General features: G+C 73.1%; 18 protein-coding genes. 9 read left to right on the top strand and 9 right to left on the bottom strand.

Features of this window, described 5'->3' with window-relative positions; genetic code table 11:
- Positions 1-162: 162 nt before the first annotated feature.
- Positions 163-2,697, bottom strand: coding sequence for an ABC transporter family substrate-binding protein (locus ACFYYJ_RS31470; RefSeq protein ID WP_389137468.1), 2,535 nt, complete (start codon positions 2,695-2,697; stop codon positions 163-165).
- A gap of 355 nt (positions 2,698-3,052) precedes the next feature.
- On the opposite strand from ACFYYJ_RS31470, the gene ACFYYJ_RS31465 reads away from it, so the two are divergent.
- The 7 genes from ACFYYJ_RS31465 to ACFYYJ_RS31435 all read left to right on the top strand — a co-directional run bounded on the left by ACFYYJ_RS31465 (position 3,053) and on the right by ACFYYJ_RS31435 (position 12,989).
- Entirely contained in the window at positions 3,053-3,283 is a 231-nt protein-coding gene (locus ACFYYJ_RS31465) for a hypothetical protein (protein WP_376659823.1), read from the top strand.
- 91 nt (positions 3,284-3,374) lie between these two features.
- On the top strand, positions 3,375-4,202 hold the full coding sequence (locus ACFYYJ_RS31460; protein WP_389137466.1) for a hypothetical protein: 828 nt from the start codon (positions 3,375-3,377) through the stop codon (positions 4,200-4,202).
- Position 4,203: 1 nt separating this feature from the next.
- Complete coding sequence (locus tag ACFYYJ_RS31455; protein ID WP_389137464.1) at positions 4,204-6,108, top strand: fumarate reductase/succinate dehydrogenase flavoprotein subunit; 1,905 nt, start codon at positions 4,204-4,206, stop codon at positions 6,106-6,108.
- Positions 6,105-6,881: a succinate dehydrogenase/fumarate reductase iron-sulfur subunit gene (locus tag ACFYYJ_RS31450; protein WP_384744428.1), complete on the top strand. Its 777-nt coding sequence runs from the start codon at positions 6,105-6,107 to the stop codon at positions 6,879-6,881. The genes ACFYYJ_RS31455 and ACFYYJ_RS31450 overlap by 4 nt, the downstream gene beginning before the upstream one ends.
- Positions 6,882-6,945: 64 nt before the next feature.
- A complete protein-coding gene (locus ACFYYJ_RS31445) occupies positions 6,946-10,053 on the top strand; it encodes a protein kinase (protein ID WP_389137462.1) in 3,108 nt (1,035 codons plus the stop codon).
- Positions 10,054-10,140: 87 nt separating this feature from the next.
- The gene (locus tag ACFYYJ_RS31440) at positions 10,141-12,216 is read left to right on the top strand and encodes a TPM domain-containing protein (RefSeq protein ID WP_389137526.1); all 2,076 of its coding nucleotides are present in this window, start codon (positions 10,141-10,143) and stop codon (positions 12,214-12,216) included.
- A 53-nt stretch (positions 12,217-12,269) separates the two neighbouring features.
- Positions 12,270-12,989: a PspA/IM30 family protein gene (locus ACFYYJ_RS31435; protein WP_385126047.1), complete on the top strand. Its 720-nt coding sequence runs from the start codon at positions 12,270-12,272 to the stop codon at positions 12,987-12,989.
- A gap of 253 nt (positions 12,990-13,242) precedes the next feature.
- Here the strand turns inward: ACFYYJ_RS31435 and ACFYYJ_RS31430 are convergent, their stop codons facing one another.
- From ACFYYJ_RS31430 to ACFYYJ_RS31395, 8 genes are all read right to left on the bottom strand, one after another.
- Positions 13,243-15,861 (bottom strand): SpoIIE family protein phosphatase, encoded by a 2,619-nt coding sequence (locus ACFYYJ_RS31430; RefSeq protein WP_385126046.1) that lies wholly within the window; start codon positions 15,859-15,861, stop codon positions 13,243-13,245.
- A gap of 137 nt (positions 15,862-15,998) precedes the next feature.
- Positions 15,999-16,427, bottom strand: coding sequence for an ATP-binding protein (locus tag ACFYYJ_RS31425; protein ID WP_385126088.1), 429 nt, complete (start codon positions 16,425-16,427; stop codon positions 15,999-16,001).
- A gap of 218 nt (positions 16,428-16,645) precedes the next feature.
- Positions 16,646-17,038 carry a (deoxy)nucleoside triphosphate pyrophosphohydrolase gene (locus ACFYYJ_RS31420; protein WP_385126045.1) on the bottom strand — a complete coding sequence of 131 codons (393 nt, stop codon included), beginning with the start codon at positions 17,036-17,038 and terminating at the stop codon, positions 16,646-16,648.
- 64 nt (positions 17,039-17,102) lie between these two features.
- Positions 17,103-17,288 carry an SPOR domain-containing protein gene (locus ACFYYJ_RS31415; protein WP_360900784.1) on the bottom strand — a complete coding sequence of 62 codons (186 nt, stop codon included), beginning with the start codon at positions 17,286-17,288 and terminating at the stop codon, positions 17,103-17,105.
- Positions 17,289-17,448: 160 nt separating this feature from the next.
- Entirely contained in the window at positions 17,449-19,149 is a 1,701-nt protein-coding gene (locus ACFYYJ_RS31410) for a purine-cytosine permease family protein (RefSeq protein ID WP_389137457.1), read from the bottom strand.
- A gap of 332 nt (positions 19,150-19,481) precedes the next feature.
- Complete coding sequence (locus ACFYYJ_RS31405) at positions 19,482-20,234, bottom strand: GntR family transcriptional regulator (RefSeq protein ID WP_385126043.1); 753 nt, start codon at positions 20,232-20,234, stop codon at positions 19,482-19,484.
- A 199-nt stretch (positions 20,235-20,433) separates the two neighbouring features.
- A complete protein-coding gene (locus ACFYYJ_RS31400; RefSeq protein ID WP_389137455.1) occupies positions 20,434-21,597 on the bottom strand; it encodes a DUF4190 domain-containing protein in 1,164 nt (387 codons plus the stop codon).
- A 125-nt stretch (positions 21,598-21,722) separates the two neighbouring features.
- Positions 21,723-23,300, bottom strand: a complete 1,578-nt coding sequence (locus ACFYYJ_RS31395; RefSeq protein WP_385126041.1) for a S8 family peptidase — start codon at positions 23,298-23,300, stop codon at positions 21,723-21,725.
- Between the two features lie 226 nt (positions 23,301-23,526).
- Here ACFYYJ_RS31395 and ACFYYJ_RS31390 point away from each other — a divergent pair, with 226 nt between their 5' ends.
- Together ACFYYJ_RS31390 and ACFYYJ_RS31385 are read left to right on the top strand one after the other, a co-directional pair.
- Positions 23,527-24,639 (top strand): threonine synthase, encoded by a 1,113-nt coding sequence (locus tag ACFYYJ_RS31390; RefSeq protein WP_385365843.1) that lies wholly within the window; start codon positions 23,527-23,529, stop codon positions 24,637-24,639.
- Between the two features lie 413 nt (positions 24,640-25,052).
- A complete protein-coding gene (locus tag ACFYYJ_RS31385; RefSeq protein ID WP_385364263.1) occupies positions 25,053-25,874 on the top strand; it encodes an isocitrate lyase/phosphoenolpyruvate mutase family protein in 822 nt (273 codons plus the stop codon).
- Positions 25,875-25,876 lie beyond the last annotated feature (2 nt).

Genomic DNA, 25,876 nt, shown 5'->3' with positions numbered 1-25,876 from the left:
GGGCAGATCAGTGGGTGTGGCCATGACCTTGCCCGCCGGGGAACCGGCGGGCAAGGGACTTGAGTCACATCTGAGCTTCCGACCCTCCGGTCAACCGGACAGGCACCTTTTTGTCACCACTTCTTGGGCCGGGCTTCGCGGGCCCGGGAGTCGCGGTCCGGGCTACTTCTTCTTGTCCTTCGCGGTCGGCGGCTTCTTCCAGCCGATGTCCTGGAAGCGGGGGGCGCCGAGGCCGAAGGCACCCGCGTTGACCAGGCCCGGCTTGGCCGCCACCAGCTCGGGGCGCTGGTAGAGCGGGATGGAGCCGGCCGCGGCCCAGATCCGGGCGTCCGCCTTGCGGATCAGGTCGCGGGACTCGTCCTCGTTCAGGGAACCGAGCGCCTGGTCGAAGAGCTGGTCGATCTGGTCGGTGCCGACCCGGGTGTAGTTCTGTTCGACGAGCAGCGAGCCGTCCGCGGCCGGCTCCGGCTTGGCGAAGATGGGACGGGCGTCGGTGGCGGGGTAGGCGGTGGCCGGCCACGAGTAGAGGGCCAGGTCGTACTGGCCGGACGCGATGTGGTCCTTGAAGAAGCTCTCGTCGGCGACCTTGGTGATCTCGGTGTTCACGCCGATCTTCCGGAGCTCCTGGGAGATCCGCTCGCCGACCGCGCGCAGGGACTCCGAGCCGGCGCCCGCCGGGACCACGAAGCGCAGGGTCAGCGGCTTGCCGTCCTTGGCCAGCACGGAGCCGGAATTGCGGGCGGCCTGCTTGGCCGGGGCCGGGGAGCCCTGGGCCGGGGGCTCGGCGGCTTCCACGTCACGGGCCGGGCTGCGCTTGCCGTCCTCGACGGCGGTGATCCCGGCGGCCTGGGCGAGCAGGGACTTCTCCTGCTGGGCCCGGAAGGGGGCGGGGGCCAGCACCGGGGAGGGCCGGACCCCGGACGCATCCCGGGCGAAGACGTCGGCGTCGACGATCTCCCCGTCGGGGCCGTACGCGGCCGCGCCCTCGGCCAGGGCTCCGTCGCCGCTGTGGCCCTCGGGGCCCTCGGGGCGGCTGCCGAGCGTGCCCTGGTGCTCCCGGCGGGCGGCGGAGGTGGTCACCGCCCGCAGGTCGGAGGCGGCCGAGTGGAGCTCGCCGTCGTTCTTGTCGTCCTGGCCCACGATGTAGAGGCCGTCGTTGCCGGTGCCCGGGCCCGAGGCGTTCGAGGGGGCCGAGGCGGTCGACGGGGTCTTGGAGTCGTCCTGCTTCTCGCTCTCCGGGCCGGCCTTGGCGCCGGCCGGCTCGGTGATCTTCCCGCCGAGGCGCCAGCCGGCGTCCGCGAGCAGGGCCTGGGAGGCCTTGGTGTCCAGGCCGCCGAGGGAGTCGCTGTTGTCCTCGTACGCCTGCTGCCCGGCCAGCGCCACGTGGCTGCCCACCGGCTTCGCGGGCAGGCCGAGCGGCTTCAGCACGAGCTCGGCGATCTGCTTGCGGTCCAGGGCCCGGGCGACCGCCCGACGCACCCGCTCGTCGGCGAGCGGGCCGGAGGCACCGTTCATGGCGAGCTGCGTGTAGGCGGGCTCCAGGGACTTGCGGACCGTGAAGGCCCGCAGGGCCGTCTGCTCACCGGCGTACCGTTTCACCGCCTCGGCGTGCTTCTGACGGTTCTCCTTCTCGGCCGCGGCCTTGGTCTCGTCCGCGCCGAAGGCGTTCGCCCACGACAGGGTGGCCTGCGCCGGGGTCAGCGCCGCGGCCGGGCCGTGCGCCGGCGCCCCGCCCGCGCCGGTCTCGGCGGCGGCCCCCTCGGCCGGGGCGCCCTCGGCCGGGGCGCCCTTGCCGGAGCCGGCCTTGCCCGCCGCCTCCTTGGCGGCGGCCTCCTTCTGCGCCAAGGCGATCCGGTCGGCGCCCGCCCGGTCGATCTCGGCCAGGTCGAGCTTGCCCTCGGCCAGCGCCGCCGGCCGGTCCGCCCGGGGCACGGCCGTCAGCACCAGGGAGTCCAGCTTGGTCGGGGCTCCCCACCAGCGCGGGTTGCGGGTCAGGGCCACCGTGCCCGTCTTCTTGTCGACCGCGCCCAGCGAGAAGGGCCCGGCGGTCGCCTTGAGCGTGCCCCGGGCGCTCTCGTTGAAGGCGTCCGGGGTGCCCGTGACCTGCTTGGGGTAGAGCGGGGTGAACAGGGAACGCCAGTCCGCGTACGGCTTGACGAAGGTGACCTTGACCTCCAGGTCGGTCTTGCCCCGTTCGATCTTCTCGATCCGCTCGTAGCCGGCGTTGCGGGCGGTCCAGTACGCCGAGTCCTTGCCGTTCAGGGCCCGCCACTGCGCCACGAAGTCCGCCGCGCCGATCTCGCGGCCGTCGCTCCACACCGCCTGCTGGTTCAGCTTGTACAGGACGACCTGCTTGGGCTCCCGCTCGACGACCTCGGCCTTCTCCAGGTAGTCGGGATTGGCCACCGGACGCCCCCTGGCGTCCAGGACGAACAGCTGCGGCAGCACCGCACCGGCGATCCGGTTGGTGGTGGCGTCGGCATCGGCCTGGAAGGAGTTCAGGGTGTCCGGGATTCGGTCCACCGCCCAGCGCAGGGTTCCGCCGTCGGCGACCTGGTCGCGCTTGGTCGCGGCGATGTCCTGTCCGGCGGCGGCCGGGCCGCCCTCGTCGTCACCCGCACCGCAGCCCGCGAGCAGCGGCAGCGCGAGGACTCCCGAGGTCAGCAGCGCCAAGGACCTGCGCCTTCTCTGGGACATGGGTGGTACCTCCGGGGGCGGGACGTGGGGGGACGCATGATCACGTTCGGCGGTATATGGAGCTGATCACACCGGTTGCCGAAAACCACTGAAATCGACATCCCGCCGCACCCCTCGCACCGGCCCCTCGCCACGCCGCGAACCCCACCCGTGCGGACCAATGCGGTTTGCGCGCCGGAGGAGCGTTCCCCCGGCAGAGGGATGAGAATGGGGTGCAGGGAGGGGCGCACAGTTCACGCCTGCGCGCCCGCAATCGCTGCACGTCCCTTCACAACCGGGGACGCGAAGCGCGACACTCGCAGGCGCACATGAGCGTTGCCATTGCCACCGCACTCTGCGGAAGTGAGGTCACATCATGTCCCTGCAAGACGATCTGACCGCCGTACGACGCAACCTGGACGAGCTGACGCGCAAGGTCGAGCAGCTCGAACAGCAGGCCCGGCGCCAGAAGCCCGGGAGCTCGACGCCGGCGGCCGCTCCGGACCCGTCCCGCATGGTGACGGTCCCGGACACACCGTACGACGCCACCCTGTGGCAGGACGTCGACGACGAGGGCCTCGGCGCCCGCGACCGCCGCGCCCCCTGACCATCCGCATCCCCCGCACACCCCATCTGGCCCGGCCGCCCCGCGGCCGGGCCTCCTGGGCCACCCCTCATCACTCCACCCGGAGTCACCCTTGGCCACAGGCACGGAACCACCCCAGCAGCGGCGGCCCGCCGGCGTCCACGACGCCTCGCGGGCCGCGATCTCTGCCCGGCACCTGCGCACCGACCGGTGGTGGCTGGCCCCCGCCGGCACCGCGGCCGGGCTGCTCGCCTTCATCGTCTACTCGACGTGGCGGGCCTTCTCGAACGCCGACTACTACGCGGCCCCGTACGTCTCCCCCTTCTACTCCCCGTGTCTCGCGGAGAACTGCCAGGAGATGAGCGGCGGCCCGAACTGGGACCTCTTCGGCAGCTGGTGGGTCCTCTCCCCCGCCCTGCTGATCCTGATCTTCCCGCTCGGCTTCCGGCTGACCTGCTACTACTACCGCAAGGCCTACTACCGGGGCTTCTGGGCATCGCCACCGGCCTGCGCCGTCGCCGAACCGCACGCGACGTACACGGGCGAGACCCGCTTCCCGCTGATCCTCCAGAACGCGCACCGCTACTTCTTCTACACGGCGCTCCCGGTCGCGGGCATCCTCACCTACGACACCGCGCTGACCTTCCGCGACGAGGACCACGAGTGGGGCCACATGGGCCTCGGAACCGTGCTGTTCCTGGTCAACATCACGCTGATCTGGGCCTACACGCTGTCCTGCCACTCCTGCCGGCACATCATGGGCGGCCGCCTCAAGCACTTCTCCAAGCACCCGGTGCGCTACCGGCTGTGGGGCTGGGTCAGCCGGCTCAACACCCGCCACATGCAGCTCGCGTGGGCCTCGCTGATCAGCGTGGCCCTGTGCGACTTCTACGTGTACCTGCTCGCCACCGGCGCCTTCACAGACCCGAGGTTTTTCTGACATGGCTCAAGTGGAACGGCAGCAGTGGGACGTGGTCGTGGTCGGCGCGGGTGGCGCCGGGCTGCGGGCCGCGATCGAGGCGCGCGAGCGGGGCGCCCGTACGGCCGTGATCTGCAAGTCCCTGTTCGGCAAGGCCCACACGGTGATGGCGGAGGGCGGGATCGCCGCCTCCATGGCCAACGTCAACGAGCACGACAACTGGCAGGTGCACTTCCGCGACACCATGCGCGGGGGCAAGTTCCTCAACCAGTGGCGGATGGCCGAGCTGCACGCGAAGGAGGCCCCGGACCGGGTCTGGGAGCTGGAGACCTGGGGCGCGCTCTTCGACCGCACGCCCGACGGGAAGATCTCCCAGCGCAACTTCGGCGGGCACGAGTACCCGCGCCTCGCGCACGTGGGCGACCGTACGGGCCTGGAGCTGATCCGCACCCTCCAGCAGAAGATCGTCCAGCTCCAGCAGGAGGACTTCAAGGAGTACGGGGACTACGAGGCCCGGCTCAAGGTCTTCCAGGAGTGCACGGTGACACGGGTGCTCAAAGACGGGCAGAGGGTCTCGGGGACCTTCTGCTACGAGCGCGAGTCCGGCCGCTTCTTCGTGCTGGAGGCCCCCGCGGTGGTCCTGGCCACGGGCGGGATCGGCAAGTCCTTCAAGACCACCTCGAACTCCTGGGAGTACACCGGCGACGGCCACGCGCTGGCCCTGCTCGCGGGCGCGCCCCTGCTGAACATGGAGTTCGTGCAGTTCCACCCCACGGGCATGGTCTGGCCGCCCTCCGTGAAGGGCATCCTCGTCACGGAATCCGTCCGTGGTGACGGCGGAGTGCTGCGCAACTCCGAGGGCAAGCGGTTCATGTTCGACTACGTCCCCGACGTGTTCAAGGAGAAGTACGCGGAGTCGGAGGAGGAGGGCGACCGCTGGTACGAGGACCCGGACCACAACCGGCGTCCGCCCGAGCTGCTGCCGCGCGACGAGGTGGCGCGGGCCATCAACTCGGAGGTGAAGGCCGGCCGCGGCTCCCCGCACGGCGGTGTCTTCCTCGACGTGTCGACGCGGATGCCGGCCGAGAAGATCAAGCGGCGGCTGCCCTCCATGTACCACCAGTTCAAGGAGCTGGCGGACGTGGACATCACGGCGGAGCCGATGGAGGTCGGCCCGACCTGCCACTACGTGATGGGCGGGATCGCCGTCGACTCCGAGACCGCCGCCACCCTCGGCGTGCCCGGTCTCTTCGCGGCGGGCGAGGTCGCCGGCGGGATGCACGGCTCGAACCGGCTCGGCGGCAACTCCCTGTCCGACCTGCTGGTCTTCGGCCGCCGGGCGGGGCTGCACGCGGCGGAGCACGCCGCGACCGCCGCAGGCGCCCGCCCCGCCGTCTCCCAGGAGGGCATCGACGCGGCGGCCGCGGAGGCGCTGGCCCCGTTCCACGCCGCCGACGGCGCGGAGAACCCGTACACGCTCCACCAGGAACTCCAGACGACCATGAACGACCTGGTCGGCATCATCCGCCGGGCGGGCGAGATGTCCGAGGCCCTGGAGAAGCTGGCGGGCCTGCGCGAGCGGGCCTCCCGGGCCGGGGTGGAGGGGCACCGGCAGTTCAACCCGGGCTGGCACCTCGCCCTAGACCTGCGCAACATGCTGCTGGTCAGCGAGTGCGTGGCCCGCGCCGCCCTGGAACGCACCGAGAGCCGGGGCGGGCACACCCGCGAGGACTGCCCGACGATGGAGCGGAGTTGGCGCCCGGTGAACCTGCTGTGCCGCCCGGTCGACCCGGTGTCCGGGGACCCGGCCGCCGACCGGATCGAGCTCACCCGGGTGCGCACCGAGCCCATCCGTCCCGACCTGCTCGGGCTCTTCGAGAAGGAAGAGCTGGCCAAGTACCTCGCCGAAGAGGAGCTCTCCGAATGAGTACGTACGACGCGAGCTTCCGGGTCTGGCGGGGCGACGCGGAGGGCGGGGAACTACGGGACTTCACCGTCGAGGTGCACGACGGGGAGGTGGTGCTGGACATCGTCCACCGGCTGCAGGCCACCCAGGCCTCGGACCTCGCGGTGCGCTGGAACTGCAAGGCCGGCAAGTGCGGCTCGTGCAGCGCGGAGATCAACGGCCGACCGCGGCTGATGTGCATGACGCGCATGTCGACCTTCGAGCGGTCCGAGACGATCACGATCACCCCGCTGCGCGCCTTCCCGGTCGTCCGCGACCTGGTCACGGACGTGTCCTTCAACTACCGCAAGGCCCGGGAGGTGCCGGCCTTCGTGCCGCCGGAGGGGGTGGCCCCGGGCGCGTACCGGATGCAGCAGATCGACGTGGAGCGCTCGCAGGAGTTCCGCAAGTGCATCGAGTGCTTCCTGTGCCAGGACACCTGCCACGTGGTGCGTGACCACGAGGAGAACAAGCCCGCCTTCGCCGGTCCGCGCTTCCTGATGCGGGTGGCGGAGCTGGACATGCACCCCCTGGACGCGGCGGCGGAGGCGGGCCTGGACCGCAAGCGCACCGCGCAGGAGGAACACGGGCTCGGCTACTGCAACATCACCAAGTGCTGTACGGAGGTCTGCCCCGAGGGCATCAAGATCACCGACAACGCGCTGATCCCGCTGAAGGAGCGGGCGGTGGACCGCAAGTACGACCCGCTGGTGTGGCTCGGAAGCAGGATCCGGCGGCGTTCCGACCCGCAGTAGTCCGCGCGCGGTACACAATGCCCCCTGGGTGACCGTCGATCGACGTGACGTCAGGGGGTTTCGCGTGCGTGTGGGGGATCGGCTGGCCGACCGCTACCGGCTGGACCGGCGGCTCGGACAGGGCGGGATGGGCGAGGTCTGGCGCGCCCATGACGTGCGGCTGGACCGGTCCGTGGCGGTCAAGGTGCTGCTGGAGGCGGTGACGGGCGAGGAGGCCGTCGCCCGGTTCCTTCGCGAGGCGACCATCGGGGCCCGGCTCCAGCACCCGGGCATCACGGTGGTGCACGACGTGGGGCAGGAGGACGGGCGGCGCTTCATCGTGATGGAGCTGCTCTCCGGCGAGGACCTCGGGACGGTGCTGGCCCGCGAGCGGGCCGGGCTGCCGGTCGACACCGCGCTGGACCTGGCAGCCCAGACCGCGGAGGCCCTCGCGGCCGCGCACGAACAGTCGGTCGTCCACCGGGACCTGAAGCCCGCGAACCTCTTCCTGCTGCCCGGCGACCGCGTCAAGGTCTGCGACTTCGGCATCGCGCATTCCGCGGACGCCACAGCGGGACTGACGGCCACCGGCCGGGTGTTCGGCACCCCCGCGTACATGGCCCCCGAGCAGGTGCTGGGCCGGCACGTCGACGCCCGGTGCGATCTGTACGCGCTGGGGTGCGTGCTGTACGCGCTGCTGAGCGGGGGCCCGCCGTTCGGCGTGGAGGAGCCGTTGTACGTCCTGCTGCGCCGGCACGTCGAGGACACCCCGCCCGATCTGGGGATTTCCCCCGCGCTGGGCGGGCTGCTCACGGCCCTGCTGGCGAAGGCCCCCGCGGACCGGCCGGAGTCGGCCGAGGCTGCGGCCAAGGCGCTGCGGGGGCTCGTGGGGGCGGGAGCCGCTCCCGCGTACGTGCCCACGCTGGTCGACCCGGCCCCGCAGGGCGAGGAGTCGCCCTGGAAGTTCGTACGGGAACTGCTGCGCGAGGTGGAGGAGACGCTCGGGGCCGCCACCGGCGGGGCGGAGCCGCACGTGCGGGCCCTGACCGCCGCCGCGGACGCCGCCGCGCGCTTCGACGCCGGGCTGGCGGGGCGGCTGCTGGCCGCCGCCGAGGCGCACGCCTGGACGGCGGGCGGGGGCGACGGGGCCAGGATCGCTCCGCTGCTGGCCGAACTGGCCGCCGAGCTCTCGGAACACGCCCCCGCGCGCGCCGAGCGGCTGACCGTCGAGGCCGAGCAGGCGCTGTTCACGGTGTTCGGTTCGAACCGCGAGCAGGCACTGAGGGCCGTGGCCCCCGACCTGGCGGTGGTCGCCCCGGAGCGCGGCGCCCACTTGGCCCTGGAGTTGTCGGACGGGGACCTCGCGGACACGGCCTGGGCCTTGGCGGCCCTGGCCGCGGCCCGCACGGACTCCGGGCCCGTGGATCTCTACCTGGACCGGATCGAAGACGCCCCTTCGCGCGCGTTCGTCGAGGCGCAGGTCGTCAAGGAAATCGGCTCCCGGGACCTGCCCGCGGCCCTGCGGCGCGCCGGACAGCTCGGGGAGCCCGGCATGCGCGTCCTCGCCCTGGCCGGGCTGGCGGAGGCCAGGGCCCTGGCCGGGGACGCGCAGGACGCCGCCGATCTGCTCGGCTCCGCGGAGCGGGCCGCGGCCCACGCCTTGCGGGAGCGGGCCGCCGCGCTGCGGGAGGAGGCGACCGGGCTCGCCGCGCAGGGACAGCCCGTCCGGGCCGAGCGGCTGCGCGGCCAGGCGGAGGGTCTGCTGCGCCCGGATCCGGTGCCCGTGGGCGACGGGGATGCCGACGAACTGCTCCGAGCCCTGGCCGAAGCCCGCTGGAGCCTGGACCGGGGACCTCGGGTGGCGCTGGACCCGGCGACCGCGCGGGAGCAGGCCGCCGAGGCGCGGTCCCGTCACCCCGCCGGTCCCGAACGGGCGTTCGCCCTGGCCTGGATCGCCCTGCGGTGCGTGGACGACGAACGGACGCCGTGGCTCCCCGGCCCGACCGCCGATCCCGGCACCCCGCCGGACCACAGGCCGGTGAGCGCGGAGGGCGCCGACGCGCCGCTGCCGGTGAACCCCCGGACGGACGGCCTGTCCGGGGTGCCCCGGTGGTCAACGCCCGCGAGGCCGGATTCCGTCCGCCGCGCCGGCGCGAACGTGGCCTGGCTGGCCGGAGACCGGGTGGGCTGCGTACGGGTCGGGAACGGGGCGACCCTGTGGATCGCGGAAGCCGACGCGGGGGTTCCGGGGGCGCTCCCGGACGGGCCGAGGACGGTGGCCCTGGCCGCGGACCCCGATGGGGGCGCGGTCTGTGTCGCGGTGGAGTCCCGGAACGGGCCGGGCGTACGGCTGCTGGCGCGGGAGCCGCTCACCGGCCGGGTGCTGTGGTGGCGGGACCTGCCCGGCGAGAAGGCCTTGGACCCGCACCCGGCGAGGGCGGGGGGCCGGGACGCGCCCTCGCCGTTCTCGGTGACCGGGGGGCTGGTCCTCTACGGGGGCCGGAAGGCGGTGACGGCCCTGAGCGTGGCGTCCGGGGAGGAGGTCTGGCGCCGCTCCGGTCCGTACGACGGTTCGCTTTCGCCGGCCGTGGGCCCGGACGGCCTGGTGCTCGCGGAGCGGGAACGGCTGACGGGCCTGCAGCTGTCGACCGGCGCCTTCGTGTGGTCGGGGCGGCCGGGCGCGGACCCCGCCGTGGCTCCGGCGGGCCCGTCCGTTCCCGTCGGTCCGGTGCACGTGGTGTCCGGGCGGTCGGTGCGCGCCCTGCACCAGGGCACGGGCCGGCAGTTGTGGGCCACCGACGTCGGGGTGCCCGCGCCGGAGCTGCTGGTCACGCCCAGGGTGGTGTACGCGGCCGGGACGGACAAGAACATGCCGGGGGCCGCGGTGTACGCCATCGAGGCCGAGACCGGCCGGGCGCTCTGGCAGCGCCGGGTCACCCTCCGGTACGACTCCTGGACGTGCCCCCTCGAACTGCTCGGCATCCGGGCGGGGCTGCTGTACGTGAAGTGCGCGGTCGGCGGCCGGCGCCTGCTCCGCGGCTCCGAGGAGCCGTTCGTGACCGCGCTGGACCTCCACACGGGCGAACCGTGTTGGCGCTGGGAACACCCGGCCATCGGAACCCGGAACGCGGTCCTGCACGGGGACAGCCTCGTCCTGCCGCTGCCCGCGCTGACGGCGGTCGCCCTGCCCTGACTCCGGGTGCGGACGGGGTGAACCGCCCATACGCTCCCAAATGTGATCCCGCCGAAGAGCAAGCCCAAGACCACGCCGACCAGCGAGATATCCGTACGGGCCCTGCTCGCCCTGGCCGCCGCGCTGCTGGCCCTCGGCGGCTGGGGCGTGGTGCGGGCTCCGGCCGCGCGGGCGGAGGATCCCGTCACCCTTGCGCAGCAGGGGCAGATCACCGACCGCGTCGGCGCGCTGGGCGACCGGAAGGCGGCCGTGACCGCGGCGCTGGACAAGCTGTACGCGAACCGGAAGATCCAGCTCTTCGTCACCTACGTGCACGACTTCTCCGGGCGCTCCGCGCAGAGCTGGGCCGACGCCACCGCCGAGAAGAACGGCCTCGGCCAGGACGACGTCCTGCTGGCCGTGGCCACCGGGGCCCGCCAGTACGCCTACTCGGCCGCCCTCGACTCCGGTTTCACCGAGCAGCAGCTCGCGGAGGTGGCGCGGACCGCCATCGAGCCGCCGCTGAGGCAGAACGACTGGGCGGGCGCGGCGATCGGCGCGGCGAACGGTTACGACGCGGTCCTCGGCGGGCAGCCCGTACCGGCGCCGACCATCACCCCCGGCCCCGCCGATCCCGGCGGGGGCGGGGAGAGCGGCGCGAGCGGCGCCGGGGACTTCGTGCTCCCGGTGGTCGTGGTCGGCGCGGCCGGCGCGCTCGGGGTGTACGCGTACACCCGCCGCAAGCGCGGCGCCTCGGGCCAGGCGGGCCGGGGGACGACGACCGGGCCGGGCTGGCCCGAGGGTGCGCCGGACCGGCTCCCGCTGCCGGAACTGGACGCCCGGGCCAAGGCGCTGCTGGTGGAGACCGACGACGCGGTCCGTACGAGCACCGAGGAACTCGGCTTCGCCTCGGCCCAGTTCGGCGACGAGGCGGTCGGCCCGTTCACGCAGGCCGTGGAGTACGCGAAGGGCGAGCTGACCAGTGCCTTCCGGCTGCGCCAGCAGCTCGACGACGCGTACCCGGAGGACGACGCGACCCGGCGCCGGATGCTCGACGAGATCGTCGCCCGCTGCACCGAGGCGAACCGGCGGCTGGACGCCGAGTCGGCGGACTTCGACCGGCTGCGGGACCTGGAGAAGAACGCCCCGCAGGCCCTGGCGACGGTGGAGGAGCACTATCTGAACCTGACCGGGCGCACCGTCACCGCCGAGGCGACGCTGACCGCGCTGACCCGCCGGTACGCGGACTCGGCGTCCGCGCCCGTGGCCTCCAACGCCGAACAGGCCAAGGACCGGCAGGTGTTCGCGGCGACCAACCTGGGCCTGGCCCACGCGGCCCTCGACGCGGGCGACAACGGCAAGGCGGCCGTGCACGTACGGGCCGCCGAGGGTGCGGTCGACCAGGCGGCGACCCTCGTCGACGCGGTCGAGCGGCGGGCGCAGGAGCTGGCGGAGGCGGCGGGGAAGCTACCGGGCGCGCTGAGCGAGACGGAGACCGACCTCGCGGACGCGCGCGGGCTGCTGTCCGGGACCGCGGAGGGCACGTCCACGGCCGACCTGCGCGGCCGGATCGGCCGGGCGGAGGCCGTACTGGCAGACGTGCACAAGGAGCAGGAGGCCGGCCGGTACGACCCGATCGACGCGCTGCGCCGGATCGAGGAGGCCGACGCGGCCCTCGACGCGGCCCTGGCCGGGGCGCGGGAGCGGGAGTCGGGCCGGCAGCGGGCGGCTGCCCTGCTCGACCAGGCGATGCTCTCGGCCCGCAGTGCGATCGGCGCGGCGACGGACTACGTCACCACCACCCGGGGCGCGGTCGGCAGCCGGGCCCGCACCCGGCTGGCGGAGGCGGGACGGCACCTGGAGCGGGCCACGGCCCTGGCCCCGTCGGACCCGGCGGGGGCGCTGGCGGAGGCGCAGCAGGCGGACTCGCTGGCCCGGCAGGCGCAGGAGCTGGCGGAGGCGGACGTGCGGTCGTACCAGGACCCGTACGCGGGCCGGCCCGGCGGGGGCGGCGGCCAGGGCGGCGCGGTGCTCGGCGGAATCATCCTCGGCGAGATCCTGCGGGGCGGCGGCGGCTTCGGCGGAGGCGGCGGCTTCGGGGGTTTCGGCGGCGGGGGCAACGGCCCCGGCTCCTTCGGCGGCGGCGGGACCCGCGGCCGCATGGGCGGCGGGGGCCGCTTCTGACCTCGCGTTCGACACCGCCAACGGACCATCACCCTCGTTCAGGAGAAACCCAGATGAGCAAGCAGACCATCCTCGGCCGCGTCACGCAGCTCGCCAAGGCCAACATCAACGCGCTGCTGGACCAGGCCGAGGACCCGCAGAAGATGCTGGACCAGCTGATCCGCGACTACACGAGCAACATCTCGGAGGCGGAGCAGGCCGTCGCGACGACGATCGGCAACCTCCGGATGCTGGAGGCGGACCACAAGGAGGACGTGGAGGCCGCCGCCGAGTGGGGCACCAAGGCCCTCGCGGCGAGCAAGAAGGCCGACGAACTGCGGGCCGGGGGTGCGGCGGCGGACGCCGACAAGTTCGACAACCTGGCGAAGGTGGCGCTGGGGCGGCAGATCCGGTCGGAGAAGGAGGCGAAGACCGCGGAGCCGACGATCGCCGCCCAGACGGAGGTCGTGGACAAGCTGAAGGCGGGCCTGGACTCGATGAAGGACAAGCTGTCGGAGCTCCAGGCGAAGCGGGACGAGCTGGTGGCGCGGGCCAGGACGGCGCAGGCGCAGAACACGATGATGGACGCGGTGAAGAACATCGACGTGATGGACCCGACGAGCGATCTGCACCGCTTCGAGGAGAAGGTGCGGCGGGAGGAGGCGATGGCCCTGGGGAAGCAGGAGCTGGCGGCCTCCTCGTTGGACGCGCAGTTCGAGGCCTTGGACGACCTGGACAAGACCTCGGAGATCGAGAGCCGCCTGGCCGCGCTCAAGCAGGGCCGAGCAGCCTGACCTCCCCGGGGGTGCCGCTGCGCGGGGGGGGGGGGGGGGCCCCCCCCCCCCCCCCCCCCCCCGCCCCCGCCCCCCCCCCCCCCCCCCCGGGGCCCCCCGGGGGGTGAAAAAAAACGCGCGGCGCGCGCGCCCCCCCCCCACCGGGCGGCCCCCCGCGGGCCGGCCGGGGGGGGGCGGGGGGGGGGGGGCGGGCCCCCCCCCCCCCACCCCGCGCAGCCGTTCATACCTGCCAGGTGGCACCCCGCAGTAGCGGTCAGCCGTACATGTTCAACAGCTGCTCCGCGGACAGTTCCGCCACCGCCTCCGCCGTCCCACCGGGCAGCGGCAGCTCGAACCACACCGTCTTGCCCCGGTGGGTCCGCCGCGTGCCCCAGCCCGCCGACAGCAGGCCGACCAGTTGCAGGCCCCGGCCGCCCTCGTCCGTGTCGCGGGCCCGACGGCGCCTCGGTTGGACCAGGTTCGCGTCCCAGACCTCGCACACCAGGGTGCGGTCGAGGAGCAGGCGGAGTCTGATCTCGCCCTCTCCGTACCGCAGGGCATTGGTGACGAGTTCGCTGACCAGGAGTTCGGTGGTGTCCAGCAGGCCCTCCAGGCCCCACGCCGGCAGTTTCGCCCGGGCCAGTTCCCGGGCGCGGCCCACCGAGCGGGCCTCCCTCGGCAGCTGCCAGTCACCGACGGCGTCCACCGGCAGACCCTGCACCCGGGCCATGAGGAGGGCGATGTCGTCCTCGCCGTGCCGGGTGTCGAGGGTGTTCAGGACGTGGTCGCAGACGTCCTCCAGCGGGCGGACCGGGTCGGCGAGGGCCTCGCGCAGGCCCCGCAGGCCCTCCTCCAGGGGGTGGTCGCGGGATTCGACCAAGCCGTCGGTGTAGAGGGCGAGGAGGGCGCCCTCGGGGAGGTCGACCTCGACTTCCTCGAAGGGCTCGCCGCCCACCCCGAGCGGCATGCCCGGCGGCACTTCCAGCAGCAGCGCCGGCCTCGGCTTGCCGGCCTCGTCCGGGGGCTCCACCAGCACAGGCGGCATGTGGCCCGCGTTGGCGATGGTGCAGCGCCGGGTCACCGGGTCGTACACGGCGTACACGCAGGTGGCGAGGTACACCTCGGAGCGGTCGGCGTCCCGGGAGTGCAGGGCCGCCCGGGAGGCCTGCTGGGATCCGCCGGGGGCGCCCAGGCCGCGCGCGATCTCGTCGAGCGCGGCGAGCACCTCCGCCGGTTCGAGGTCGAGCAGCGCGAGCGTCCTCACGGCGGTCCGCAGTTCGCCCATAGCGACGGCGGCCCGCAGGCCGCGGCCCATGACGTCGCCGACGACGAGCGCGGTGCGGTGTCCCGGCAGTTCGATGACGTCGAACCAGTCCCCGCCGACCTCGGTGGCGGCGTTGCCGGGCAGGTAGCGGCAGGCGATGTCCAGGCCGGCCGCCTCCGGGTCGCCGGGGGGCAGCAGGCTGCGCTGGAGTATCAACGCCCGCTCGTGCTCGCGCCGGTAGAGCCGTGCGTTGTCTATGCACACGGCGGCGCGTGCGGCGAGTTCCACCGCGACGGCCCGGTCCCGTTCGCCGAAGGGTTCGCTGCCCTTGGTACGGGAGAACTGCGCGAGCCCGACCACCGTGTCGTGGGCGACCAGCGGGACGACCAGCGTGGACTGGACGAGGTCGTCCGGCCCTCCGCCCTCGATCAGCCGGGGCCGTGCGGTGCGCAGGGCGAGCGCGCCCGGCGAGGCCGCCGGGTAGCGGTGGATCTCCCCCACGGAGACCAGCGAGCCCGGCCCGGACAGCGGCGCGTCCGAGACCGCGGAGGAGAAGGCGACCCGGCGCAGCGCCGCGGACGGGGCGCGGCCCGGCCCCTGCCCGGGCAGGCTGGGCACACCGGGGCCCTGCGGTCGGGCGGGACGGTCGTCGTCGCCGAGCAGCAGCGCCTGGTAGAGGTCGACGGCGGCCAGGTCGCAGAAGCCGGGGACGGTGACGTCGAGGAGTTCGCGGGCGGTGGTCTCCAGGTCGAGGGAGTTCCCGATGCGGTGCCCGGCCTCGTTGAGCAGGGCGAGGTTGCGGCGTACTCCCGCGGCCTCGCGGGCCGCGAGGTGGCGGCGGGTGACGTCGGTGCCGATGCCGGCGATGCCGATGGGTCGGCCGCTGCCGCCGTGCACGCGGTAGAGGTTGATGGACCAGTGGCGGTTCTCGCGGCTGCCGGGGGCGGCTCCGGTGATCCGCAGGTCGGTGACGGAGTCCCCGGTCTCCAGGACCCGGCGCAGCGCTTCGGCCATCCGGTCGGCCTCGTCGCGGGGCAGGTAGTCGTGGACGGTGCGGCCCCGGTGCTCCTCGGCCGCTCCCCCGAAGACGGTGGCGAAGCGGCGGTTGGCGCGCTGCACGGTGAGGTCGGTGCCGAAGAGGAGGAAACCGAAAGGAGATTGGCCGAAAATCGCCTGTGAAGCCGCAAGATCGGATTCGATGCGCCGCAGCGCGCGTACGTCGACGACGACGCACAGCGCGGCCCGCTCGTTGGTTTCGGTCTGGGTCGGCATCACGTAGATCTCCGCGACCCCGTGCGCGCCGCCCCCTCCGGGGATCCGGAACGGGATCAGGCCCGTCCACTCCTTGCCGTCGAGGATTTCGGACACCCTGCGGTGGGCGTCGGCCCGGAGCTCGGGCGGCATGAAGGCGTCGACCGGGTCCCGGCCGACCGCCTGGGAAGCGGGCAGCCCGAAGAGTTCCTCGGCGCGCAGGCTCCACTGTTCGATCAGCCCGTCCGGCCCGATCGAGAACGATGCGACCTTTATGTAGTCATATATCGAGCCAGGTGGACTGCTGTGCCACAGGGCGTCGTGCCATGTCTCGCGAGGCATGTTGGTCTGATGTGCCTGCGCAGGTATCTCGCTCACGCGACCGTCCCCTCCAGCTCACCGCAACCGGACCGGCCATGACCGCAGTATTCAGCACCACGGCCCTGCTCGGCACGGCGTTCACGATCACAAAAAGGTCCCGTTAGTTTCGAGCCACGTCACGTGATCTCACCTTGTTACTCACCAGGAAGAGCCAACTCGAACCACACGGTCTTGCCCGATTTCCCGTGACGGGTCCCCCAGCGCTGCGAGGAGACGGCGACGAGGTGCAGGCCACGGCCCCCTTCGTCATCGGGTTGCGCGACCCGTTCCCGGGGCGGATCCGGAAGCGGATCGGAAACCTCCACGAGCAGCGCGGGCCCGCCCGCCGGGCCGGCGGCGGCTTGATCCTGCCGTACAAGCCGGACCCCGATGGGGCCGGAGGCGTACCGCAGGGAGTTGGTGACGAGCTCGCTGACCAGCAGGACGGTCACGTCGCCCACGGATTCCAGACCCCAGTCCCGGAGGGTGCCGCGCACGACGTGACGCGCGGTGCGGACGGCACCGGGCTCGGCGGGGAAGGCCCATTCGGCACGCTCACCGTCTGTGTCGATCACGCCGATCACTTCCCGGGCCATCAGCGACCCCAGTCCGGTTCGTCTGTGACGAAAGAGGGACGAGATAGGGACTAATAGCGACATACCCGATATTCGAGGCGTCGTACCACCCGACTCCCGCCCACCGGCGCACTGTGGCGCGGACGGCCCAGCGCGCGAGCGTCACGCGCCCCCGTCGCGCCCGCCCCCGGTCACGACCCCGGTTCCGCCCCCGGTCACGGCCCCGTTCACGCCCGCAGCCGGCGGCCGGCCTCGGCGACCGCGGGCCGGTCCTGGTCGAGCCAGTCCACCGACTCCAGCTCCTCCGGCCCGAGCCAGCGCAGTTCGTCGTGGTCCTCCAGCGGCGCGGGCACCCCGGAGAGCAACCGGGCCGTCCACACGTGCAGCACGAGGCCGGGCTTCAGCGGCCACTCCCCCGGGATCCGCTCCAGCGGCTCGATCTCCACGCCGAGCTCCTCGCGCAGTTCGCGCACCAGCGCCTCGGGGACGGACTCACCCGGCTCGGCCTTGCCCCCGGGCAGCTCCCAGCGTCCGGCGAGCTCCGGCGGCGCGCTGCGTCGGGCGGCCAGCAGGCGCCCCTCATGACAAAGGGCTCCGCCCACGACCACTCGTACAGTCATGGGCGGAGCCTATGCCGGCGCCGAATGTACCGACGCGCCCGCTCGGTAGGTGCTCGGTTCGTGCTCAGTTCGTCGTGGCGGTCTGACCGATCCGCTCGACCCAGTAGAGCTGCTTGTGTCCTCGGTCGTCGAGGCTGTCGGCGACCTTCTGGGCCTCGGCCCGGGTGGGGTACCGGCCCACCCGGTAGCGGTTGCCGTTGTCGTCCTGACGTATGACCAGCCACGGGAGCAGGGCACCGCTGTCGTTCATCGCGTTTCACCCTCCGCCGACGTATCTGCCCGGGAAACCGCATTGCGCATATGCCCGAGCTTACGCCCGACCTTTACCGAGCGGATACGGATTTACACGAAGAGGTACCTGGCGGGCGTACTCATCCGGCCATGTGTACGAGTGGGCCGCGCGCGCCGGTTCAGACGGGGCGTGCGGGGCGCACGGAGGGCATCGGCAGCACCACCGCGCCACCCGCCGTCCCCTTGCGGCAGACGTCACCGCAGGTCGCGTCGAGGGAGCAGCAGAGGGAGCAGATCGGGCCCGTCTGCACGGGGCAGTCCGCGATGTCGGGGAGTTCGTACGCCGTCTCGCAGACGGCGCATACGTGGGTGGCGGTTACGTCCTCGACCGTCACGTCCGGCCCGTTCACGGTGTTCGGCCGGGCCAGGTAGTACTTCCCCCTGGTCATCCAGGCGATCAGCGGGCACAGCAGGAGGGCCAGCCCGGCCGCGATGAAGGTGGAGAAGGCCTCGGCGTACGTGCCGAACAATCCGAAGAACGCGAGGATCGAGACGGTGGAGGCGATCACCATCGCGCCGAAACCCGCCGGGTTGACGGCGTACAGGTACGCGCGCTTGAACTCGATGTACGGCGGGCTGAGTCCGAGCCGCTTGTTGATGACGAGGTCCGCGGCGACCGCGGCGATCCAGGCGATGCCCACGTTGGAGTAGAAGCCCAGCAGCTTGCCGAGCATCGCGAACATGTTCAGCTCCATCAGCGTCAGCGCGATGCCGAGGTTGAGGAAGATGTACCAGACCCGACCCGGGTGGCGGTGGGTGACGCGGGAGAAGAAGTTCGACCAGGACAGCGAGCCGCTGTAGGCGTTGGTGACGTTGATCTTGATCTGCGAGACGATCACGAAGAGCGCGGCGGCGGGCAGCGCGAGGCCGCCGAGCCAGGGGCGCAGGGCCTCGATCTGCGGGGCGATCGGTTCCAGGGCGTGCGTCGTGCCGACCGCTTCGAGGGCGACGAAGGCGAGGAACGCCCCGCCGAGCTGCTTGGCGGCGCCGATGATCACCCAGCCGGGTCCGGCGGCGAGCACGGCGAGGTTCCACCGGCGGCTGTTGGCGGGGGTCTTGGCGGGCATGAACCGCAGGTAGTCGGCCTGTTCGCCGATCTGCGCGATGAGGGAGAGCGCGATGCCGGTCCCGAACCCGAAGCCGATCCACGAGAACCCGGACCCGGCGCCCTGCGTCCCGCCGAAGTCGGCGAAGGCGCCCCACGCGTCGGGCGCGTGGAAGGCGAGCACCACGAAGGGCAGCACGAGCCCGATCAGCCAGACGGGCTGGGTCCAGGCCTGCACCTTGGCGAGCGCGCCCATGCCCTTGAACACGATCGGGATCACCACGAGGGTGGTGAGGAGGTAGCCGACCTCCAGCGGGAGGCCGACCGCCTGGTGCATGGCCTGGGCCATGATCGAGCCTTCGAGGGCGAAGAAGATGAAGGTGAACGAGGCGTAGATGAGCGAGGTCAGGGTGGACCCGAAGTACCCGAAGCCGGCGCCGCGGGTGACGAGGTCCATGTCCAGGCCGTACGTGGCGCACGCTCGGGCGATCGGGATGCCGGTCAGGAAGATGACCGCGGCGGCGGCCAGGATCGCGGCGGCGCCGCTGGTGAATCCGTAGGCGAAGACGATGGACGCGCCGATGGCGAAGTCGGCGAGGTAGGCGATCCCGCCGAGGGCGGTGCCGGCGACGGTGCCGGGACCCCAGCGGCGGAAGGAGTGGGGCGCGTATCTGAGGGAGTAGTCCTCCCTGCTCTCGTCGGCGGCCAGCTTCGCGTAACTGCGGGCCGCTTTCGTGGGGGCGGGGGCGGAGGCGCTGGTGGCGGTGTCGGTCATACCGCCGGACGGTAAGGGCGGCATGTGACGCCCCGTCACCCATGGCCATTACCCGTGGGTTACACCCGCCGAACCCCCTGTCCGCTGTCCGGTGCGGCGCCGCGGTCGGGGGCCGGCCCCCGAGCCCCCGCTCCTCAAACGCCGGAGGGGCTGGATGTGGCCGGCCTCGGCTTCCAGACGTCCGCCGGTGGGCCCGATCGCCCGGAGGGCGATTCACCACGTCTGGCAGACGGCAGCGACCAAATTCAGCCCCGCCGGCGTTTGAGGCGCGGGGTCCGGGGCGGAGCCCCGCCGGCGGAGCCGCCCAGGCGCCGCGCGACGTACAGCAGGGGTCAGCGGACGGGCAAGTGGTACGACAGCCGGTACCGGTCCGCCGGCACCACTACGTCCGCGGTCTCCACCGCGCGGCCCGACGCGTAGTACGTGCGGCCGATCACCAGCACCACGTGCCCGGGGACTCCCCCCAGCAGTTGGATCTCCTCGGCCAGGCCCGGCCGCGCGCCGACCTCCTCGACCACGTTGTCCACGACCACGTCGATCGCGGCCATCCGGTCCACCACCCCCGAGCCCCCCAGCGGCCCCTCCTCGGGGAGCATCACCGGGGTCCGGCCGGTCACGGCGAGCGGCTCCCACGAGGTGGACAGCATCATCGTCTCCCCCGCGTCGCGGAAGACGTACCGCGTCCGCATCACCCGCTCGCCGGGCTCGATGCCCAGCCGCTTCGCGATCTCCGCCGGCGCGCCCGTCTGCTCGCTGTTCGAGTCCCACGTGCCCCGCGCCCCCGCGTCCGCCTGCTCCTGGCGGAACGGCGTCGACGCGCCGCCCGTCCGGTAGCCGGAGCGGGCGACCCGCCGCGGGACCGGCTGTTCGCGTACGTACGTACCGGACCCGGACCGGCCCTCGACCAGGCCCTCCGCCATGAGGACCTTGCGCGCCTCCAGCGCCACGGTGTCGGAGACCCCGTACTCCTCGCGGATGCGGGCCTGCGAGGGGAGCCGGGCGTGCGGGGGCAGGGAACCGTCGACGATCTTCTGTCGCAGATCCCCGGCCACGCGCAGATAGGCCGGCTGCTCACCGAAAGTCACTGGCCACTCCCATCAGGTTGACAGACAGCCACACCCTGGCAACCGACGGTTGAAGACCGCAAGCAAGGGCCAGAGTTTCACTCGAAGTGATGAAGCCTGGTCACCCAAACCCGTTACCGCGCGTTACCGGAAAAGGCCTCGAACCCACCTCGCAAGCCCGCGCCCCGGTGCCCCCGCGCCCCCGCGCCCCCCACACCGGCTACACCGACTGGTTCGACGGCCCCCGGCCGCCCGAGTCGGACTCCGAGTCGTCCGGGTACTCCTCCAGCCACGGCGGGATCCGCGTCGACAGCCCGTACGCCCCGCGCAGCACCCGCTCGGTCTCGGGCAGCATCGCCCCCGCCGCGCGGTCCCACTGCTTGTCGAACTCGGGCGCCGTCTTCGCCTGCGCGGCGCGCTGCCACGCGGCACGCGCCGCCTCGATCTCCCGGAGCTGCGCCCGGACGGCCTTGTCCATCCCCGGCAGCGCCGCGTGGCCCTCGACCACCTTGGCCTCCTCGCCCAGCGCCGAGGACACCTCCCGCGCCCACGCCTGGTGCTCGGCGAGGGCCTCGCCGACCTCCTCGTCCGGGGGCCTGCTCAGGACGAACTCGACGGTGTTCGCCGCCCGCAGGAAGGCCGCCTGCTCGGGTTTCAGCGATCCGGCGTCCTGGCGCAGGCTGCCCCGGTGGTCCTCCTCCGTCGTCCCGATCGCGCACACCACCCGCCGGTCGCCCAGGCGCCAGGACTCGCGCGAGGGCGCGAAGTAGTACATCTCCGCGTAGGAGGGCAGGGCCCAGCTGTCCATCGCGTACGCGTCCTGCGCCTTCCAGCACTCGTCCTCGAAGGCCAGTTCCGCCTCGGCCGACTCGATGGGCGCCTTCGGGTCCATCGGCTTGGACTCGGTGACCTCGCCGTGGTGCACCAGCGCGCAGTCGGTCTTGTACATCAGGGGGTGGTCGTCCATCAGGTCCCCGCCCGGGACGTTGAAGCAGTCGCCCGCCCGCAGGTCGTCGAAGTCGGTGAGCTCGCCCTCCACGTCGGCGAGCTCGTTCACCGACGCCAGCCGGTCGCGGAACACCGTCGCGACCCGGTCCGCGGAGAGGACCACGACACCCGTCATCAGCACCGACACCACCAGGCCGACGATCGCCAGGGCCTTGCCCTTCTCGCCCCTCTTCCCGATCTGCACGAGGGCCACGACGCCGAAGACGATGCCGAGCGGCGGCAGGCACAGCAGGCCGACGAGGAGCGAGGCGAGCGCGAATCCGTTGAGCCGCGGCGGCTGTTGCCCGTACCCGGGCGGCAGGCCCCAGCCCGGCTGCGGGGAGGGCGGGGCCCAGGGGTCGCCCGGTCCGGGCGGCGGTATCGGCGGGGTGCTCACAGGGGCGGACTCCATCACGGGGGGGGGGCGCGAACGGACGCGCGAATAGTACGCAGCGGGGGCGACCGGCTCTCCGGTCGCCCCCGCCCTGCTCACCGCTCACGCACCTGCCGGGCCCCGGTTCCTCAGAACTGGAGCGCCCAGGAGTCGATCTTCCCGGTGTCGATGTTCGCGTTGTCGTTCACCCGGAGCTTCCAGACTCCGTTGGCGACCTCCGACGAGGCGTTCACGGTAAAGGTCTGGATGATGTTGTCGGCGCTGCCGCCGGCCCGGTTGTGCAGGGTGTAGACGCTGCCGTCGGGCGCGATCAGGTCGACCTTGAGGTCACCGATGTAGGTGTGCTTGATGTCGACCGGGACGCTCAGCGTCGCCGGGGCGTTGCCGGAGACCCCGCTGACGGTGATCGGCGACTCGACGGTGGCGTTGTCGTTGATCGCGTAGTCGGCGGTGTTCTCGAACCGCGGACCGGGCGGGACGGTGCCGCCGGAGCCGACGTAGAGCAGCCGGTTCGGGGAGCCCGTTCCGGGGCCGGTCACGACGTTCGGGGTGGCCGCGTTCACCAGGCCGTCGCGGACCTGCGCCGGGGTGCTCGCCGGGTTCTGCGACAGGTACAGCGCTGCCGCGCCCACGACGTGCGGCGTGGCCATCGAGGTGCCGGAGATGGTGTTGGTGGCGGTATCCCCGGTGCCCCACGAGGAGGTGATGGAGGAGCCCGGCGCGAAGATGTCCAGGATGCTGCCGTAGTTGGAGTAACTGGCCTTCGCGTCGGTGTTGGTGGTGGCGCCGACCGTGATGGCCTCGGCGACGCGCGCCGGGGACTTGGTGGAGGCGTCGGTGGACTCGTTGCCCGCCGCGACGCCGTAGGTGATGCCGGAGGCTATGGAGTTGCGCACGGCCGTGTCGAGCGCGGAGTCGGCGCCGCCGCCCAGCGACATGTTGGCCACGGCCGGCTTGACGGCGTTCCGGGTCACCCAGTCGATGCCGGCGACGACCTGCGCGGTCGTACCGGACCCGTTGTTGTCGAGGACGCGGACACCGACGATCTTGGCCTTCTTCGCCACGCCGTACGTGTTGCCCGCGACGGTGCCGGCGACGTGCGTGCCGTGGCCGTGGCCGTCCTGGGCGGTGTTGTCGTTGTCGATGGCGTCGTAGCCGTAGGTGGCTCGGCCGCCGAGGTCCTGGTGGGTGATGCGGACACCGGTGTCGATGATGTACGCGGTGACGCCCTCGCCGGCCTTGTCCGGGTAGGTGTAGCTCTGGTTCAGCGGGAGCGCGCGCTGGTCGATGCGGTCCAGGCCCCAGGACGGCGGGCTGGGCTGGGTGCCCTCGGCGCCGTCGATGGTGAAGACGCGGTTCTGCACGACCGACTTGACCGCCGGGTCCGCGGCGAGCTTCCTGGCCTGCGCCTCGGACACCTCGACGGAGTAGCCGTTGAGGGCGGCGCTGTAGGTCCGGTCGATCCGGGCCCCGTACCGCTTGGCGACGGCCTTGCCGCTGTCGGCGGTCGAGCGGGCGGCGGAGTCCTTCAGGGTCACGATGTAGCTGCCGGACACGGATCCGGGGGCGCCCGCGTTCTCGATGACGCCGAGCGCGCCGCTGTCCGCCGCCGAGGCGGGTAACGCGGCGGCGGCGCCGAGCGCGAGGGCCGCGACGGCGGTCACGCTGAGGCCGGCGAGCTTCCGGCGGGTGTGACGCACGGACATTGAGGGTCCTCCTCGTCGGTGGTGCGTTGCGGGGGGTGGGGCGCGCGGCCGCCGTCGGAACGAGCCGCAAGAATTCCTGTTTCAGCCATGCCCATGACAAAGCATTCGGCCCAACGGGCTGTCGCCACCGAAAGGTTGACCCACCGCCGCAGCACCCACAAGAGCGCTGCGGAGACGTAACATCCGTGCCATACGAATGCCATGAACGAGCAAAGGCGCTCCGCACATGACGCACGCACTGCCCGGTTACGTCTGCCCCGAGGACGGCACGCGCGCCGACGCCCGGACGGCACCCTGGTGCTGCCCGGCCTGCGACGGCCCGTGGGACCTCGACTTCGCGCCGGATCCGGCCGGCCCGCTGGAACCGGCCGCCGGACCGAACTCGCTGTGGCGGTACGGGGCGGTGCTGCCCCTGCCGGGGGCGTTCTCCGTCTCGCTGGCGGAGGGGCACACTCCGCTGGTGCCGCTGGCGGAACGGGTTCACGCCAAACTCGACTTCCTGATGCCGACCCTGTCGTTCAAGGACCGGGGCGCCGTGATGCTGGCGGAACTGGCCAGGAGACTGGCCCCGGAACGGGTCGTGGCGGACAGCAGCGGCAACGCGGGGACGTCGGTGGCGGCGTACTGCGCGCGGGCCGGACTGGATTGTGAAGTTTTCGTGCCCGAGGGCACGTCGGAGAAGAAGACGGAACAGATGCGGGCGCACGGAGCGGCCGTACGGGTGGTCCCGGGCGGCCGGGAGGCCGCGGCGCAGGCCGCGCGGAGCGCCGCCGACCGGCCGGGCGTCTTCTACGCGAGCCACGTCTTCAACCCGTACTTCCTGCACGGCACGAAGACGTACGTGTACGAGATCTGGGAGGAGCTCGGCGGCCGCCTCCCGGACGCGCTGGTCGTCCCCGTCGGCAACGGCACCCTCCTGCTCGGGGCGGCGCTGGCGGTGGAGGAGCTGGCCGCGCGGGGCGTACGGCCGCCGGCGCTGATCGCGGTCCAGTCGGCGGCGGTGGCCCCGCTGGCGGCCGCCTTCGCCGGGGGTGCGGAGGATGCGGCGCCGGTGCCGCAGCTCCCCACCCTGGCGGAGGGGATCGCGATCCCCTCGCCGCCGCGGGCCCGGCAGATCCTGGCGGCGGTCCGCAAGTCCGGGGGCACGTTCCTGACGGTCCCGGACGACCGGCTCCGCGAGGCCCAGCGGGACCTGGCCCGTCGCGGGCTGTTCGTGGAACCCACGGCCGCGGCGTGCTGGGCGGCCGTGGGCCCGAACGCCCCGGACGACCCCCTCCACGGCCGCACGGCGATCGTCCCCCTGTGCGGGGCGGGCGCCAAAACGGGCCTACCGGCGTAGCCGTCCCGTCCCGGCCCGGCCGAAGGCACGCCGCTACGCGGCTCCCCGGGCCCCGCCCAGACCCGCTCCTCAAACGCCGGAGGGGCTGGATCTCGCCCCTGCCGTCGCCCAGGCGCGGCCGGCTCTCCCCCGGAGCCGGCCCGGCTCCGCCGGGAGATCCACCCCCTCGGGCGCGGTGAGCCCCACCGGGGGCAAATCCAGCCCCGCCAGGGGCAAATCCAGCCCCGCCGGCGTTTGAGGCGCGGGGTCCGGGGCGGAGCCCCGGCAACGGCGCCGCGCGTGGCACGCCCCGCCAGGGGCAAATCCAGCCCCGCCGGCGATTGAGGCGCGTAGCCCGGGGCGGAGCCTCGGCGGGGGGCCTACGTGTCGGAAATCCGCGAGCCAACCGCCGGCCCGCATGGTGAGGTGAGGGCATGACCACCACGCACCCCGAACTCACCGCCAAGGCAACCGCGTTCGCGGCCCTGCACACCCCCGCCTCCCCCCTCGCCCTCGCCAACGCCTGGGACGTCGCCTCCGCCCGCATCGTCGAGGCGGCCGGTGCGCCCGCCGTCGCCACCACCAGCGCGGGCGTCGCCTGGTCTCTCGGCTCCCCCGACGGTGACGCCCTGGCCCGCGACCGGGCCCTCGACCTCGTCGCCCGGGTGGCGGCCGCCGTCTCCGTGCCCGTCACCGCCGACATCGAGGGCGGCTTCGGCGCAGACCCCGCCGGCGTCGCCGAGACCGTCGCCGGTGTCCTGGCCGCCGGCGCGGTCGGCATCAACATCGAGGACGGCCACCGCGCCCCCGCCGAGCACGCGGAGCGCCTCGCCGCGGCCCGCTCCGCCGCCGACGCCGCCGGGGTCCCGCTCTACGTCAACGCCCGCATCGACACGTACCTCTTCGGCCTCGGCGACCCGGCGACCCGGCTCGACGAGACCCTCGCCCGCGCCGCCGCCTACCTCCGCGCCGGGGCCACCGGCGTCTTCGTGCCCGGCGTCACCGACCCGGCCACCGTCGCCGAGCTCGCGAAGGGCATCGACGCCCCGCTGAACGTCCTCGCCGGCCCCGGCGCCCCCGGGGTCGCCGAGTTCGGCGCCCTCGGCGTCTCCCGCGTGAGCCTTGGCTCCTGGGTCGCGGAGGCCGCGTACGCCGTGGTCCGGCGGGCCACCGAGGAGCTGCTCTCCGGCGGCACCTACGGGGCGCTCTCCGACGCACTGCCGTACGGCGAGCTGAACGGCCTCCTCAAGGGCTGAGG

It is taken from the genome of Streptomyces sp. NPDC002467, from assembly GCF_042889825.1.
Lineage (GTDB): Bacteria > Actinomycetota > Actinomycetes > Streptomycetales > Streptomycetaceae > Streptomyces.
Note: the sequence above shows the minus strand (reverse complement) of the source record. Positions and strands in the feature narration are given on the sequence as shown.